This is a genomic window from Candidatus Zixiibacteriota bacterium, from assembly GCA_035574315.1.
Classification (GTDB): Bacteria; Desulfobacterota; Binatia; order UBA9968; family UBA9968; genus DATLYW01.
Map to the genome: position 1 here is coordinate 1 of DATLYW010000015.1, position 15,338 is coordinate 15,338.

13 protein-coding genes are annotated in these 15,338 nt (G+C 63.7%); 11 read left to right on the forward strand and 2 right to left on the reverse strand.

What is annotated here, in order from left to right; translation table 11 throughout:
* Positions 1-788, reverse strand: a 788-nt coding sequence (locus tag VNN77_04265) for an aminomethyltransferase family protein (GenBank protein HXG50607.1), incomplete at its 3' end; no start/stop codon positions are given.
* A gap of 79 nt (positions 789-867) precedes the next feature.
* Here VNN77_04265 and VNN77_04270 point away from each other — a divergent pair.
* The 11 genes from VNN77_04270 (at position 868) to VNN77_04320 (ending at position 14,332) form a co-directional block, all read left to right on the forward strand.
* Positions 868-2,457: an NAD(P)/FAD-dependent oxidoreductase gene (locus VNN77_04270; protein HXG50608.1), complete on the forward strand. Its 1,590-nt coding sequence runs from the start codon at positions 868-870 to the stop codon at positions 2,455-2,457.
* The gene (locus VNN77_04275; protein HXG50609.1) at positions 2,457-4,097 is read left to right on the forward strand and encodes an NAD(P)/FAD-dependent oxidoreductase; all 1,641 of its coding nucleotides are present in this window, start codon (positions 2,457-2,459) and stop codon (positions 4,095-4,097) included. Before VNN77_04270 ends, VNN77_04275 begins: the two co-directional genes overlap by 1 nt.
* Entirely contained in the window at positions 4,094-4,510 is a 417-nt protein-coding gene (locus VNN77_04280; protein HXG50610.1) for a DUF5329 family protein, read from the forward strand. Before VNN77_04275 ends, VNN77_04280 begins: the two co-directional genes overlap by 4 nt.
* Before the next feature lie 281 nt (positions 4,511-4,791).
* Positions 4,792-6,165 carry a sigma-54 dependent transcriptional regulator gene (locus VNN77_04285; protein ID HXG50611.1) on the forward strand — a complete coding sequence of 458 codons (1,374 nt, stop codon included), beginning with the start codon at positions 4,792-4,794 and terminating at the stop codon, positions 6,163-6,165.
* 227 nt (positions 6,166-6,392) lie between these two features.
* The gene (locus tag VNN77_04290) at positions 6,393-6,680 is read left to right on the forward strand and encodes a hypothetical protein (protein HXG50612.1); all 288 of its coding nucleotides are present in this window, start codon (positions 6,393-6,395) and stop codon (positions 6,678-6,680) included.
* A gap of 63 nt (positions 6,681-6,743) precedes the next feature.
* Positions 6,744-7,790: a tripartite tricarboxylate transporter substrate-binding protein gene (locus VNN77_04295; GenBank protein ID HXG50613.1), complete on the forward strand. Its 1,047-nt coding sequence runs from the start codon at positions 6,744-6,746 to the stop codon at positions 7,788-7,790.
* A 46-nt stretch (positions 7,791-7,836) separates the two neighbouring features.
* The gene (locus VNN77_04300; GenBank protein HXG50614.1) at positions 7,837-8,880 is read left to right on the forward strand and encodes a tripartite tricarboxylate transporter substrate-binding protein; all 1,044 of its coding nucleotides are present in this window, start codon (positions 7,837-7,839) and stop codon (positions 8,878-8,880) included.
* A gap of 14 nt (positions 8,881-8,894) precedes the next feature.
* Positions 8,895-10,955, forward strand: a complete 2,061-nt coding sequence (locus VNN77_04305; protein ID HXG50615.1) for a tripartite tricarboxylate transporter permease — start codon at positions 8,895-8,897, stop codon at positions 10,953-10,955.
* Positions 10,956-11,044: 89 nt separating this feature from the next.
* Positions 11,045-12,067, forward strand: a complete 1,023-nt coding sequence (locus tag VNN77_04310) for an extracellular solute-binding protein (GenBank protein ID HXG50616.1) — start codon at positions 11,045-11,047, stop codon at positions 12,065-12,067.
* 63 nt (positions 12,068-12,130) lie between these two features.
* The gene (locus VNN77_04315) at positions 12,131-13,153 is read left to right on the forward strand and encodes a tripartite tricarboxylate transporter substrate-binding protein (GenBank protein ID HXG50617.1); all 1,023 of its coding nucleotides are present in this window, start codon (positions 12,131-12,133) and stop codon (positions 13,151-13,153) included.
* A gap of 279 nt (positions 13,154-13,432) precedes the next feature.
* Positions 13,433-14,332, forward strand: a complete 900-nt coding sequence (locus tag VNN77_04320; GenBank protein HXG50618.1) for a hypothetical protein — start codon at positions 13,433-13,435, stop codon at positions 14,330-14,332.
* Between the two features lie 12 nt (positions 14,333-14,344).
* Here VNN77_04320 and VNN77_04325 read toward each other — a convergent pair whose 3' ends face one another.
* A complete protein-coding gene (locus VNN77_04325) occupies positions 14,345-15,292 on the reverse strand; it encodes an ABC transporter substrate-binding protein (GenBank protein HXG50619.1) in 948 nt (315 codons plus the stop codon).
* Positions 15,293-15,338: the final 46 nt, after the last annotated feature.

Below are 15,338 nucleotides of genomic sequence, written 5' to 3' on the forward strand. Positions count from 1 at the left end.
AGACCGATCTCGTACGGTGAGTAGAGCTGGGAAGGAATCAGGGCCTTTGCGGCGCTGACGTAGTCGACTTCGATCAGGATATAACCGGCCTCCAGCCGCGCCACGTCGAGAGCGAGCATCCCCGCCGGCTTGATGCCGTACGCTTCCCCGCCGTTCATCAAGGCGTCCCAGACCGCCTCCGCCGACGCCGAAGGCAGCCAGATTTCGTAACCGAGATCGCCCGTATAGCCCGTGCGGGAGACGATCACCGGCGTCCGTGCGATCTCCGAAGAGCAAAACCGAAAGAACCTGAGCTTTTCGACCTCCGGGCCTGCCACCTGTTTCAAGATCGCCAGCGAAGTCGGCCCCTGCAGGGCCAGCGCCGCGATCTGTTCGGAGACGTCCCGGATCGACACTTCCAGCCCCGCGGCATTGAGCTTCAGCCATCGGAGTGCCGGGTCGGCGAGGTGGAACCGGAAACGATCGTCCGCGAGGCGAAAGACCGTTCCATCCTGGATGACCTTGCCCGCACCGTTGCACAGGCAAGTGTACAAGGCCTGTCCCACGGCACACCTCGATGCGTCGCGCGTGATGACGCGGTCCACCAGGCGTGACGCATCCTTGCCTTCGACGTCGTATTTGAAAAGCGGCGAGACATCGATCAGAGCGGCGCTGTTGCGGATCGCGTGATACTCGTAATCGTGGACGACGTCGTAGGAGCCCGCCGCGAAATATCCGGACCAGTCGCGCCAGTTCTGGCTTGCCGAGAGGGCGGTGGTTCTGGAGTGGAAGGGGGTTCCAATGGGCATGGCGAGCGGTCCGGACAGGCGGCTCTCGTTGACTTGGGGGGTAAAATTACCAAGAATGGCGCTTTAAGCCAATCCCGCCATGACTCACTACGACGCGATCGTGATCGGCGGCGGCCACAACGGCCTCACCGCGGCGGCTTACCTCGCCAAGGCCGGGTGGAAGACTCTGGTGCTCGAGCGGCGCCACGTCATCGGCGGAGCCGCGGTCACCGAGGAGATCTATCCGGGCTTCAAATATTCCGTCTGCTCTTACGTCGTGAGCCTGTTGCGTCCGGAGGTGATCCGCGAGCTGGAGCTTACGCGCCACGATCTCGAGATCATCCCGCTCGACAGCACGTTTACCCCGTTTCCCGACGGCGATTACCTGGTGCGCTGGGGCGATCACGCCAAGACACGCCGGGAGATCGCGCGCCACTCGCGAACGGACGCCGAGGCTTACGAGGAGTACGGCAAGCTCATGGTGCAGATGGCGATGGCGGTCAAGCCCTTGCTCGGCATGGCCCCGCCGCAACCGGGGTCATGGAGCCCCCGGGAGATCCTGGGCTGGTCACGCATCGCCCGACATTTCACGGCCCTGCCAGAATCGCTGCTCTACCGCCTCCTCAAGCTCATGACGATGAGCTCCGCGGATTTTCTCGACGAGTGGTTCGAAACCGAAGCCTTGAAAGCGACCATGTCCGCCAGCGGCATCATCGGAACCTTCATGGGGCCGCGCTCTCCCGGCACCGCCTATGTCCTGCTCCACCATTACATGGGGGAGCTCGACGGCGTGTTTCGCGCGTGGGGGTTGCCGCGCGGCGGAATGGGCGCCGTCAGCGGAGCCATCGCCGAGGCGGCGCGCCGCTTCGGCGCCGAAATCCGCACCCGGGCTCAGGTCGACCGTATCCTCACCAGGAACGGCCGGGCCTGCGGCGTCGTGCTCGATTCGGGCGAAGAGATCCGCAGCCGAACGGTCGTCTCGGGAGTCGACCCCAAAAGAACTTTTTTGCAGCTGGTCGAAAGGCGGGACCTTCCGGAGGAGTTTCGCCGGCGCATCGAGGCTTACAAGATCCGCGGCTCGTCGGCAAAGGTCAACCTTGCCCTCGACGGCCTGCCGAGTTTCGCATCGCTCCCGGGCAGGGGACCGCACCTCGCCGGCGCGATCTCGATCAGCCCGAGCATCGACTACATCGAGCGGGCTTACGACGAGGCGAAGTACGGCGAGTTCTCCCGCCGCCCGTATCTCGACATCGTCATCCCCTCGACGCTGGACCCATCCGTGGCCCCGCCGGGCAGGCACGTGATGTCGATCTTCGTTCAGTATGCGCCCTATCACCTGAAAAGCGGCACGTGGGCGGAGCGGCGGGAGGAGTTCGGCGATACGGTGATCGACACGCTGGCCGAATACGCCCCGAACCTGAAAAGCCTGATCCTCCATCGCCAGGTCATCACTCCTCTGGACCTCGAGCAGGAGTTCGGCCTGAGCGAGGGCAACATCTTCCAGGGGGAGCTTACGCTGGATCAGCTCTTCTTCCTGCGTCCGGCCGCGGGATGGGCCCGATACCGGACGCCGATCAAGAACCTGTACATGTGCGGCGCGGCGACGCACCCCGGCGGAGGCGTCATGGCGGCTTCTGGAAGGCTTGCGGCTCTGGAAATTCTCAAGGATCGAAAAGGCTTCTGGGACTGATGGGGTCATTCGACGCGATTATCATCGGTGCCGGATCCAACGGCTTGGTGGCGGCGGCCTACCTTGCCGGAGCCGGCAGGAAAGTCCTGGTCCTCGAACGGCGGCACGGAGTCGGAGGGCTGCTCGCCGATGAGGAAATTTGCCCCGGATTTCGGGCTCCGGTGGGCATACACCTTTGCGGATCGTTTTCCCCGCGAGTTGCCGGCGAGCTCGAGCTCGGCCGCCACGGCTTCGAGCTCCTACCTCTCGATCCGCCCCTGTTCGCTCCGCTTCCGGACGGGGACGCATTGACGATTCCCTCCGATCCCGCGCGTTTCGCGGAGGAAGTCGCGCGCTTCTCGCGCGCGGACGGCGCGAAGATCGGCGATTTTATCGGCCACATGAAGCGACTCGGCGCTGCATTCAGGCTTCTAACCGACGGCCCGATGCCCGCCCGCATTCCCGGCGGAGCGCGCGAGCTCGCCCGGCTCGCAAAGCTCTGCTGGAAGCTGCAGCGGCTCGGCCGGCGCCGGCTGCAGGAGTTCCTGCGGTTCCTCCCGCTGAGCGTCGCTGATTTCTTGAACGAGTGGTTCGAGACCGAGATCGTAAAAGCCGCACTGGCCGCGCCGGCGCTCCTGGGCGGAAGCGTGGGCCCGCGAGCCCAGGGAACCGCGTGCGCGCTTTTGCACCAGCTCCAGGGCCAGCCCGCCGGCGCCTTTCGCTCGGTGAGGCTCGCAACCGGCGGCCTTGCACAAGGCCTCCTTCGCGCGGCTCAGTCCCGCGGGGCGGAAGTTCGAACCGAAAGCCCGGTCGACCGCATTCTCGTCTCCGACGGCCGCGCCACCGGCGTGGCGCTGCGCAACGGCGACGAGTTTCACGCCGCCGTCGTGGTCTCGGCCGTGGACGTGAAACAGACGTTCCTGCGGCTCGTCGACCCGTCTCATCTCGATCCGGACTTTCTCCTGGACGTTCGCAACATCCGCTCGCAAGGAACCGTGGCCAAGATCCATCTGGCGCTGGACGGATTGCCGCGCTTCAAAGGCCTCGGCGCCGCCGACGCCGCCAAACGCCTTTCCGGGGTCATCCATATCGGCCCGGCGCTCGACTTCCTGGAGCGGGCCGCGGATGCGGCCAAGTACGGCCGCTTCTCGCCCGAGCCTTTTCTGGAGATCACGATCCCTTCCCTCAGCGACCCTGGCCTGGCGCCGCCGGCCAAGCACGTCATGTCGATCTGGATGCAGTACGCTCCCTATCGCCTGCGGGAGGGCGGGTGGGAGCGGCACCGCGAAGCGCTCGGTGAGACCGCGTTGAACCTCGTCGAGGAGTATGCGCCGGGCTTCAGGGATCTGATACTCGAACGGCAGGTCCTGGCGCCGCCGGACCTCGAGGAGAAGTTCGGGTTGACGGGGGGCCATGTTTATCACGCCGAGCTCGCGCTCGATCAAATCTTTTTCATGCGGCCCCTGCCGGGCTGGTCGCGCTATCGCACTCCCCTGGCCGGTCTCTATCTCTGCGGCGCCGGCACCCATCCCGGCGGCGCCGTGACCGGCCTTTCCGGATGCTATGCGGCGCGCGAGATACTGAAAGACCTCAAAGGGAAAAGTCACCTGGCGATGGCTCGGCCGACAAAACTGCTCGGGAGGAAGGCACCTGTCGTATGAAAATCGCTGGCGCCGCCGCCGTCCTTTTTCTTTTCGTTTCTTCTCTCTCATCACATCTTTTCGCGGGTACGCTTCCCCCAGTCGAACGAGAACGCATCGAAGCGCTCATCCGCCGCGTCGGTGAACTGACGGATGTTCAATTCGTTCGGAACGGACGCGTCTACGGCGCAAGCGTGGCGGCAGCGTTTCTTCGAAGGAAATGGCAGGCGCGCGAGGCTGACATCGGCAGCGTGGAGGAGTTCATTGACAAGGTCGCAAGCTTCTCGGGGACCACGGGCAAACCCTATACGATCCGCTACCCCGACGGCAGGGAGATAAAAAGCCGCGAGTTCCTGCGCGCGGAATTACTAAAGCTCGGGCACCGGCCCGCGGTGAGCGTCCGAAGGGAGCCCGGGGCGGGTATTGAAAAGTAGGGGTGCCGGGAAGTAATCTCTGCACGGGTGCCGGTTTAGAAGCCCGGGTCCGGGAGCCGTTTATCGCCGTGCGGGAAAGCCACAGCTGCAGCATCGTCCTCAAATCCCCCCTCTGTCCACCGCCGCCTGAACTCGCGCGAAAACGGCGTCTAACAGGTCAGCGGGCCCGGGCGGATGACTCCGGCAGGCTCACCGGGGCCGTTTCCGGGGGAGCGGAGGCGCCCCGAGGTTTCGGCTGGACTTGAACCCGAAGAATTGTTAAGGGTGTGGCCGCCGGAGCTATGCCGAAAGTCCTAGTCGTCGAAAAAAGCGGTCAGATCCACCGCTTGCTCCAGCAGCGCTTCTCGCCGGAAAGCGTCTCGGTAGAGCGGGCCTTTTCGGTGTCCGAAGCGATGGAGCGCTTCCGGGTGTCGAACTCCGATGTCCTGGTGTGGGACACGTCGGGATCAAGGACTGAGCAATCCCGCGGACTTGAGTTTCTCGATCTGCTTGCCAAGGATGACTCCAGCAAGACCTACATAATCGTCGTCACGGACCAGGGGAACAGCCCCATCCGCCTCGAACACCTCCGCGGTTATGCCCACCACACCCTGACGCGGCCCGTCGACTACGACGAGCTCTCGGCGCTGATCACCCAGGCCTTTCACCAGCAGGCCGCCTGGCAATCCAACGGTCGTAGCGAAACTCAGATTCCGCTGGAGTTCGAGGGCATGCTGGGGATCAGCCTGCCGATGCAAGAGGTTTTCCAGAGGATCCTCGAAGCGGCCTCCGAAGACATATCCGTTCTGATCACCGGCGAGACGGGAACCGGCAAGGATATGGTGGCGGCCGCAATTCACCGGCGAAGTCGGCGGCGGAACGGGCCTTACATCGCGGTCAATACCGGGGCGATCTCCTCCGAGCTGATTGCGGCCGAGCTTTTCGGGCGGGAAAAAGGCGCTTATACAGGCGCGGTCGAGAGCAGCAGGGGCCGCTTCGAAGAAGCCCACAACGGGACGATCTTCCTCGATGAGATCAGCACCATCGATGAAAAGGCCCAGGTGAGTCTCCTCCGGGTGCTCGAAACCAAGACCTTCCGTCGCGTCGGGGGGGAAAGAGACCTCTGCGCGAACGTGCGGGTCATCGCGGCGACCAATGAAAATCTCGAAGAGGCCGTGCACAAACGAAAATTCAGGGAAGACCTCTTCTACCGGCTCGACGTCTTTCATATTCACGTACCCGCGCTGCGGGAGCGGCCGGGGGGAGTCACGCTCCTCACGAACCACTTCGTGCCCCACTTCAACGCCATTTATAAGAAAAAGGTGCGCGTGGTGACGTCGGAGAGCTGGCAATGTCTCAGGCGATACAGCTGGCCGGGAAACGTCCGCGAGCTCAAGAACGTCATCCAACGGGCCGTGTTGATGGCGAAGGGAGAAGAGCTGACGCCGGACCTTCTGCCTTTGCGAATCCGCACTGCGGCCGGCGGCGATGTCCTCGATTCCGGACGCTCCTTTCCCATTCATCCGGGCATGTCCCTCCAGGCCGTCGAGAAGGAATACATCCTGATGACGCTCGCCATGACCAAAGGAAACAAGAAGCAAGCAGCCATGCAGCTCGGGATCAGCCGCCGGGCTCTGTACGACAAGCTGAAGAAGCACGGCCTCAATGTCCCTTGAGGCATACCCCCGCGCCCTCTTTCGTGTAACGGATCTGTACACGCCCCGCAGCCGCCTTGTGAGATTGTGCACACGGCGGCCCGTACGCTCCCGCCTCATCTAGAAAACCGGCGTAATATTCAAGCCTTAATAATACCTTCCCACCGCCGAGTGCTGGCACTGCGATTGCGGAATCAGCGCTCCGGGTCCGGTCGATTTCGGCAGCAGGGTGCGGCCCGGTTCGTTGAATGGCTGGGAATTTGGGCAGAACGCTGCTGGTTTGCTCCGGTCGATGCCGGCAGGTGGAGAAATCGCTCGCCCGAGCGGGCTGTAGGGTGACGAAGGTTCACGACGGGGCGAGCGCCGTAAGCAAGAGCTTGCGAGCGCCTTTCGACACGGCCGTTCTCGTCTCGACCGGAAACAAGATGGACCTGATCGAAACCGTCTTGAACCTCCGGGACATCAACCCGCGACTGAAGATGATCGTTGTCGTCGATCGGCGAGGTCTCGGCGGACCGATGCGATCCCGCGGATGAGCGGGGTCTTCCGCGGATCTCAAGGGCTCGCGCGCAACGCAAGTCCAGAGGAGGGCTATGGTCATGAAATCGATACGCTCGTTAGCGACGGCCGCCTGCGGGATCGCCGTCCTGCTCGCCTTGCCGCGGCCTGCGGGAGCGGACGAGTTCTATAAAGGGAAGACGATCCGCTTCGTGGTGGGCTTTGCCGCGGGCGGAGGTTACGACCTTGCCGCCCGGGTGGTCGGCCGGCACATCGGCAGGCACATTCCGGGAAACCCCGGCGTGGTGGTCGAAAACATGACCGGCGCCGGCAGCTTGATCGCGGCGAACTACACCTACAGCAGCGCCAAACCCGACGGCCTGTTCGTGGGAATCTGGAACAGCGCTTTCGTGCTGCGCCAGGCCATGGGCGACAAGGCGGTGCGCCTCGATGCGCGCAAGCTCAACTGGATCGGCGCGCCGACGAAGGGGACTCCGGTCTGCGCCATCATGGGCTACACGGGCCTCAGGACGCTGGAGGACGTCCTCGCCGCCAACCGCGAGATCAAGGTCGGCGCCACCGGTCCCGGTTCCACGTACGACGACCTTCCGAAGCTGCTCAACCTCACGCTCGGGACGAAGTTCAACGTGATTTCCGGCTACGAGGGCACCGGCACGATCCTGGTCGCGATGCGTCGGCGCGAGGTGGAAGGAGGCTGCTGGACGTGGGAGTCGATGCGCACGACTGCGCGCAGCATGCTCGATGCCCAGGGAGACGACAAGCTGATCCCTTACCTCATTCATCGCCGGTGGGAAGATCCGGAAGCCAGGGATCTTCCGTTGATCCCGGAAGTCATCAAAAAGGACCCCGACAAGCTGGCGGCTTACAGCACCTGGGTGGGCACGTACGAGTTCCAGCGGCCGTTTAGCGTCCCGCCGGGGACCCCACCCGAGCGTGTGCAGATCCTGCGCAAGGCGTTCGCCGAAACGATGAAGGATCCGGAGTTCCTGGCCGAGGCGAAAAAGACCAAGTTCGAGGTAACCTACGTCTCCGGCGAGCAGATCGAAAAACACGTGAACAACATGCTGGCGATCACCCCGAAGGCAAAGGAGCTTCTGCAGTTCCTGATGGTCAAGCCGAAAAAATAGGCCGATCGGCCGGCTGCAACCGCGCCGATCACCGTAAGGAGCGCATATGCCGAACATGAAGGCGGGATTTTATCTCGGGGCGGCGGCCCTTGCCCTCGCCCTCGGCGCATCGCCCGTGCGGGCCGACGAGTTCTACCGGGGCAAGACCCTCCGTTTCGTCGTCGGCCTCGCCCCCGGCGGCGGCTACGACCTCTCGGCGCGAACCGTGGCGCGTCACATCGGCAAGCACATCCCCGGCCACCCGACCGTCGTGGTCGAGAACATGACCGGCGCCGGAAGCCTGCGGGCCGCGAACTACACCTTCAACAGCGCCAGGCCGGACGGCCTTTTCGTCGGAATCTGGAACAGCGCCCTGGTCTTGCGCCAGGCGCTCGGAGATCCGGCGATGAGGTTCGACGCCCGCAAGTTCGGGTGGATCGGCGCGCCGACCAAGGGAACGCCGCACTGCAGCATCATGGCCCACACCGGACTGAAAACGCTGAAAGACGTGCTCGCCACGACCCGGGAAATCAAGATGGGGTCGACGGGTCCTGGGTCGACTTACGACGACACGCCGAAGATCCTCAACCAGACGATCGGAACGAAGTTCAAGGTCGTCAGCGGCTACGAGGGAACCGGACCGATCCTGGTCGCCATGCGGAGAAAGGAAATCGATGGCGGCTGCTGGGGCTGGGAATCGGCGCGGACCACGGCCAGAAGCCTGCTCGACGCCACAGGCGAGGAGAAACTGATCCCCTTTATCATTCACAGGCGCGAGCCCGACCCGGAAGTGAAGGACCTGCCGCTCATTCCCGAGGTGATCAAGGGTGAGGACAACCTGTCGGCCTATCGGACCTGGGTCGGAACGTTCGAATTCCAGCGGCCGTTCATGCTCCCGCCCGCGGCCCCCAGGGATCGCCTTTTGACGCTGCGCAAGGCTTTTGCGGAAACCATGCAAGACCCCGAGTTCAAGGCCGAGGCCACGAAGTCCAAGCTCGAGATCACCTACGTCGCGGGTGATGAAATCGACCGCTACGTCGATCAGATCATGTCGATCACGCCCAAGGCCAGGGAGCTGTTGAGCTTCCTGATGGTCAAGCCGAAAAAGTAGCTCGGGGCCTCTCGATGGAATACATCGAAGCGTTTTACAACGGGCTCCTGAACATTCTGCCGCTCAGCGCGGCCGGGCAGCAGGCCTTCGGCTTCATGCTGGTCGGGATCGCGATCGGGTTCTGGGTGGGCATCCTGCCGGGTCTCGGCGGCGCTGCCACGCTCGCCCTGATGCTGCCGTTCATCTACAAGATGGATCCGACCTCGGCCTTCGCGTTTCTCCTGGGATCGAACGCCGTGACCGCGACCACCGGCGATATCACCTCGATCCTGTTCGGCGTCCCCGGGGAGGGAACCACGGCATCGACCATCGTCGACGGCCACCCGATGGCCAAAAAAGGCGAGGCCGGACGCGCGCTCGGCGCCGCGCTCATGAGCTCCCTGGTAGGCGCGATCTTCGGCGCCTTCGTCCTCGCGGCGGCGATCCCCATCGCCGCTCCCCTCGTCCTCTCCATCGGCTCTCCCGAGTTCTTCATGCTCGCGCTGCTCGGCATCACCTTCGTGGGCTCGCTGAGCGGCGGCAACATCGTGAAGGGCCTGCTGGCCGGAGGGCTCGGGCTGATGATCTCCACGATCGGCCTCGATCCCATACGCGGCGTTCCACGCTTCACCTTCGAAGGCATCCTGGGAGAAGGGGCTTCGATCTTCCTGTGGGACGGCGTGGACCTGGTCTCGGTCACCATCGGGCTGTTCGCGATTCCCGAGATCATCGATCTGGCAGTCAAAGGAACGAGCATTTCCCGCGAGCAGGTCGGAAAGCTCGGCGGCGTCATGGAGGGAGTGAAGGACACGTTCCGCCACTGGTGGCTGGTGCTCAGGTGCAGCGCCCTCGGCGCCTACGTGGGCATCCTTCCCGGCGTGGGCGGCGGCACGGCGCAATGGGTCGCTTACGCTTACGCGGTCCAGAGCTCCCCCGACAAGGAGCGCTTCGGCAAAGGGGCGGTCGAAGGGGTTCTCGGCCCTGGAGCCGCCAACAATTCCACCCGCGGCGGCGACTTGATCACCACGGTCGCTTTCGGCATTCCGAGCAGCGTCTCCACGGCGATCCTGTTCGGCGCCTTTCTCATTCAAGGGATCGTCCCGGGTCCGGACATGCTGAATCCGGCCAAGCACCTCGCGCTGACCTTTTCCTTCGTATGGATCATCATCGTCTCCAACATCATCACCGTCGCCGCGTGCTTCATGTTCCTGAACCCGCTGGCCCGGATCACCAACATCCGCGGAACGCTTCTCATCCCGTTTCTTCTCGTGCTGATCTACCTCGGCGGCTTCACCGTGAAGAACAGCTTCGGCGACATGATCATGGTGCTGATCTTCGGCGCGCTCGGCTGGCTCATGGTGCAGTTCGACTGGCAGCGCCCCCCCCTGCTGGTCGGGCTGGTCCTCGGAACCATCACCGAACGAAACTTCTGGATCTCGACCCGCGCCTACGGCGCCGGGTGGCTCACCCATCCCGGGGTCCTGCTGATCGCGGTTCTGATCGCCGGCGCGATCTTCTATTCCATTCGCCAGATCGTGCGCGAAAAGAAGCGCCCCCGCCCGGCCGTCGCGCAACCGGCGGCGCCCGAGCTCGACGTGGTCATGATCAAGAACCCCGTCTACCGGCCGCTCTTCGCGCTTTTCTTCGTCGCTTTGTTCGGCTACGTCCTGCGCGAAACGTTCTACGAGATCCGGCCGATGGAAGATCGCGCGGCCCTTTTCCCCATGGTTCTCGGGATCCCGTGCCTCGCGCTGGCCATTCTCGCCTTCGGCCAGGAGGTCTTCACGATTCTTCGTCGCGAGGAAGGCGCGGCCCTCGCCCTCCGGGGGGCTTCGGTCGAATCCTCGGTCGTGCGCAAGCGCGCCTTCGCGATCGTCGCCTGGATCGTGGGCTTCTTCCTCGCCATCTGGCTTCTGGGCTTCGTCATCGCGGTGCCGGTCGCGAGCTTCCTCTACTTCCGGCTCGCCGGCGGAGAGAAATGGTCGGTGAGCATTCCGTTGAGCCTGACCGCAGGCGCGATCTTTTACGGCTTGTTCGATTACTTTCTCCATCTGCCCTTTCCCGAAGGGCAGCTCTTTTCGTTGATGGGAAACTAGTGGACTCGGAGGCACCCGTCCTGGAACGAAGAGACGTTTTGTAAACGGACCGCTCGCGCATCCGCGAGCGACGATGGTCGGAGGTTCCCATGAGAATCCATGTAATCCTCTGGCATCCCGGGTTCCGGCTCCTGCTTCTGGCGGCGCTCGCGCTCGCCGTCCGCGCGCCGGCGAGCGCCGAGAGCCTCGACGAAACCTACAGGAAAGCGCTCGCTGAAGGCGGCACGCTGAATTTCTACGGCACGCTCGCGCAGATCAACGCCGAAAAGATCCTTCCCGCCTTCGAGAAGCGCTTTCCCGGCATCAAGATCAACCACATCGACGCCACGGCCGACAAGCTGGCCGCGCGCGCCATCGCCGAAGCCCGGGGCGGCCGGGTTTTCGCCGATATCTTCCAGCTCTCGCTCGAAAACCTGGTGCAGCTCTACGATGAGAAGCTGGTCCTGGAGAGGCTGCCGCCCGAAGCGGCCGAGTATCCTCCGAACCTCAAGGGCCCGTACTGGGTGGCGAACAACATGATCTTTTTCATCGGCGCCTGGAACACCGAGCTCGTGAAAAAGGGGGACGAGCCGGCGAGCTTCGACGACTTCGCCGACCCCCGCTGGAAAGGCAAGCTGATCGCCGAGCCGCGGGACGCCGAGATCTTGATCGGGCTCAAGCACAAGCATAACAGCGAGGAGAAGGCGGTCGCCGTTCTCAAGAAGATCGCGGCCAACGGAGTCGAGTTCCACAAGGGACATTCCCAGCTCGCGGAGCTCCTGGGCGCCGGTCAGGCCGCGGCCTGCTTCACCTGTTATTCGCACCACTACCCGCGAAGGATCAAGAAGGGAGCTCCACTCGGCTATTTCCTGGCGGAAGGGATCGCGACCGTGAACCCGACCGCTCTCGCCCAGGGCGCCCCCCACCCCAAAACGGCCTGGCTCTTCGCGCGCTGGGCCGCGAGCGAAGAGGGGCAGCGAGTCTACGCGGCGGGCGGACGGACGCCGGCTCATCCGAAGGTCGAGCCGCGCGACAGGCTCCGCCCCGCGAAGATCTATGCGGTCGGCCCGGACGACATCAAGCAATTCTCCAGGTACGAAAAACTCTGGAAAGGCATATTCAGGCTGCGCTGAGAGAGGGAGCGGGGCGCCATGCGGCGAAAAAGCAAAGCCGCCGGGCCTCGGGGAGAGACAGACATGAAGCGATCCGTCGGAGCCGCGGCGTTTGCCGCCGCGCTCTTTTTCATGCTGGGCGGCGGCGCCCGCGCGCAGGAATCCTTCTACAAGGGCAAAACGATCCGCCTGGTTGTCGGCCTCGCGGCCGGGGGCGGGTACGATCTTTATTCCCGCGTCATCGCCCGACACATGGGACGGCACATTCCCGGCACCCCCACGATGGTGGTCGAGAACATGACCGGCGCCGGGAGCATCATCGCGGCAAACTATATGTACAAGGCCGCGAAGCCGGACGGGCTGACCATCGGCCACATCCTGGGCGGTCTTTTCCTCCAGCAGCTTTTGGAGAATCCTGCGATCGAGTTCGATGCCCGCAAGTTCGAATACATCGGCGTGCCGGCGCAGGATCACTTCCTGATCGGGCTCTCCAGAGCAGCGGGGATTGCCAGCTTCGAGAGCTGGATGGCTTCGAGGAAGCCCGTCAAGCTCGGCGGCGTCGCCCCGGGAGGCGCCACCGATGATATCCCGAAAGTCCTCGGAGCCGCGATCGGGCTTCCCGTCAAGATCGTCACCGGATACAAGGGGACCGGTCCGATCCGGCTGGCGTTCGATGCCGGAGAAGTGGACGGCGTGTGCAACGCCTGGGAATCGTTCAAGTCAACCTGGCGCGAACAGCTGGAATCCGGGACTGTCGTCATGATTTTACAGGCGGCGACCCGATCCCACCCCGAGCTTCCGCATCTCCCGGTCGCGGCCGACTTTGCCAGGACCGAGGAGGCCCGCAAGCTGATTCGCGTCGTCACCCGGATTCACGGGCCCTCCACGCGCCCTTATTTTCTTCCGCCGGGCACGCCGGCGGAGCGGGTGCATATGCTGCGGCGGGCGTACATGGATACCATGCGGGATCCGGAGTTCCTGGCCGACGCCAGGAAGGCCAAGCTCGACATCAACCCCGACGACGGCGCCGGGCTGGAGCGAAATGTCAGGGAGATTTTCGAGCTGCCGGGGTCGCTGGTGGCCAGGCTGAAGGAGATCCTGAAGTAGCGGAAATCGAAGCTCCCGGCGCTTGCGTCTCGACCGAAGCGAGCGCGGCGTCGGGCGCGTCGCGGCGAGCGAAGCCCAGACCTGCCCCCGAAGGAGGAAGCGATGATCAGATTATGCCGTTCTCGTTTCACGCTCGCTTCTTTGCCTGTCGCTCTCTTACCCTTCTGGACTTTCTTCTCGGCACCGGCCCCCGCGCAGACCCCTTTCTTCCAGGGGAAAACCATTACCATCGTTCAGGGCCGCGACCCGGGCGGCACCGGTGACATGAGGGTCCGGCCCTTGATCCCGTTTTTGCAGAAATACATCCCCGGCCATCCGGCGATCGTCAACGAGTACATGCCCGGCGGGGGAAGCCGGAAAGCCGCCAATTATCTCTTTCACTCGGCCCGCCCCGATGGGCTCACCATCGGGAACATGAGCTCCGGCATGGTTTCGGTTGCGGTCCTCGGAGAAAAGGGCGTATCCTACGATCTCGACAAATTCTTCTATCTCGGCTCGCCCTTCAAGAGCCATCACGCGGTTTTCGTCACCCGAAAGGAAGCCGGCCTCGCCACGATAGAAAAGCTGCGCGCCGCGAAGGGAATCCGGATCGGCGGCCAGTCCGTCGGCTTTTCCACGTACAACGAGGGGCGCCTTTTCGCTTACATTCTCCGCTTGAGCGAGCCGCGTTTCGTCACCGGCTACGGGGGCGCGGAGCTCGATCCCGCGCTGATGAGCGGAGAGATCGACGCGCGAGCGACCAGCGCAGACAGCATCCTGAGGCGCAACCTGGACTGGCTGGAAAAGGGGCTGGTGGACTTTCACGCGATTCTCAACGTTCCCAGGGACGAAAGACATCCCCGCCTCGGCCACCTGCCCGAGCTCGAAAGTTTCGCCCGATCCGAAACCGACCGCAAGCTGATCGTGATGCAGCGCGCCTTTCGGGTAACCGGCCAGCCGTTCATTCTTCCGCCCGGCACTCCCGAAGACCGCGTGCGGGTTTTGCAGGAGGCATTCCGCAAGACGTACCGCGATCCGCAGTTTCACAAGGAATACAGGAAAATGACCGCCGACGACCCGAGCCCGCTCATGCCGGAGGAGCACGAAAAAGCGATTCGGGAAATCCCGCGCGATCGCGAGGTGATTCAGATTTTCAAGAAGCTCGTGGGCGCGGGACCGCTGCCGGCGCCGGAGCGGTGAGAGAGGCGGCGTTTATCTTCTGACGAACTGCCGGTGGAAGCTCTCATCGACGAAGTCGGCGACCTTGAATCTGCCGCCTAGCTTCTTGCGTTCGGACTCCATGAGAAGCTCGAACCCCGCCAGCGGAATCCGACCGTCGAACGCGAACGACTTCATGAATTCCTTGTAGCCGGCCTCCGCGTATTCCGGGGCGATTTTCACGTCGTCGATCAGGATCCTCACGCCCGCCTTCGGTTCCGCCCGCAGCCACTCCAGCGCCTTGACGTGAGCCCTGAGGTAGCGGGTGATCTTGTCCCGCTGCTCTTTCAACGCGCGGGCCATCGCGTAGTACCCCAGGTAGGGCCAGTCGGCGATGATGTCGTTGAGGTCGGCGAGCATCCGGTAACCCTCGCTGCTCGCGATCAAAGTGACGGGAAACCACATGATGGTTCCGTCTACGCTGCCGCTCTTCAAGGCGGCGTACCGCGCCGGGGTCGACCCGATCTGCAAGACGGTCACGTCCCTGGAAGGGTCCAGCCCCATCTTGGCGAGCGCGTAGCGCGTGAGAAAATCCGACTGCGCGCCGAATCGGCTGACCGCCAGCTTCTTTCCCTTCAAATCTCGCGGCGAGCGGATCGCTGGATTGACGTACAGCTTGAACGGCATGAAATTCGATATCCCGAAGAAGAACCGCGCGTCTTCGCCGGCGAGGCGGATCGTGAAGACCTCGGTCCCCGAGCCGAGCGCGATGTCGATCTCTCCCGCGAGAGCGGCCTGGGAATTGATCGTTCCGCTGGTGAAGACGATGGGCTCGACGAAGAGATTCTCCGCCTTGAAGTAGCCCTGCCGCTTCGCGGCCCAAACCGGAAGCGTGCTCGGCGAAAGCGACGTCAAACCGACGCGCACCCTCTCCTCGGCGGCGGCGGAAAAGACGGAAACCCATACCGCAAACCACACGAACACCGCTATGGCTGTTTTCACGAAGGGGCCTCCCGGCTCGGCTGCGCCGCTGCGTTCTCGGCGCGCC

Bases quoted from the DNA above. Each gene is read 5' to 3' on its own strand.
- VNN77_04270 (HXG50608.1), top strand. From the start codon at position 868: ATGACTCACTACGACGCGATCGTGATCGGCGGCGGCCACAACGGCCTC.
- VNN77_04275 (HXG50609.1), top strand. From the start codon at position 2,457: ATGGGGTCATTCGACGCGATTATCATCGGTGCCGGATCCAACGGCTTG.
- VNN77_04280 (HXG50610.1), top strand. From the start codon at position 4,094: ATGAAAATCGCTGGCGCCGCCGCCGTCCTTTTTCTTTTCGTTTCTTCT.
- VNN77_04285 (HXG50611.1), top strand. From the start codon at position 4,792: ATGCCGAAAGTCCTAGTCGTCGAAAAAAGCGGTCAGATCCACCGCTTG.
- VNN77_04290 (HXG50612.1), top strand. From the start codon at position 6,393: ATGGCTGGGAATTTGGGCAGAACGCTGCTGGTTTGCTCCGGTCGATGC.
- VNN77_04295 (HXG50613.1), top strand. From the start codon at position 6,744: ATGAAATCGATACGCTCGTTAGCGACGGCCGCCTGCGGGATCGCCGTC.
- VNN77_04300 (HXG50614.1), top strand. From the start codon at position 7,837: ATGCCGAACATGAAGGCGGGATTTTATCTCGGGGCGGCGGCCCTTGCC.
- VNN77_04305 (HXG50615.1), top strand. From the start codon at position 8,895: ATGGAATACATCGAAGCGTTTTACAACGGGCTCCTGAACATTCTGCCG.
- VNN77_04310 (HXG50616.1), top strand. From the start codon at position 11,045: ATGAGAATCCATGTAATCCTCTGGCATCCCGGGTTCCGGCTCCTGCTT.
- VNN77_04315 (HXG50617.1), top strand. From the start codon at position 12,131: ATGAAGCGATCCGTCGGAGCCGCGGCGTTTGCCGCCGCGCTCTTTTTC.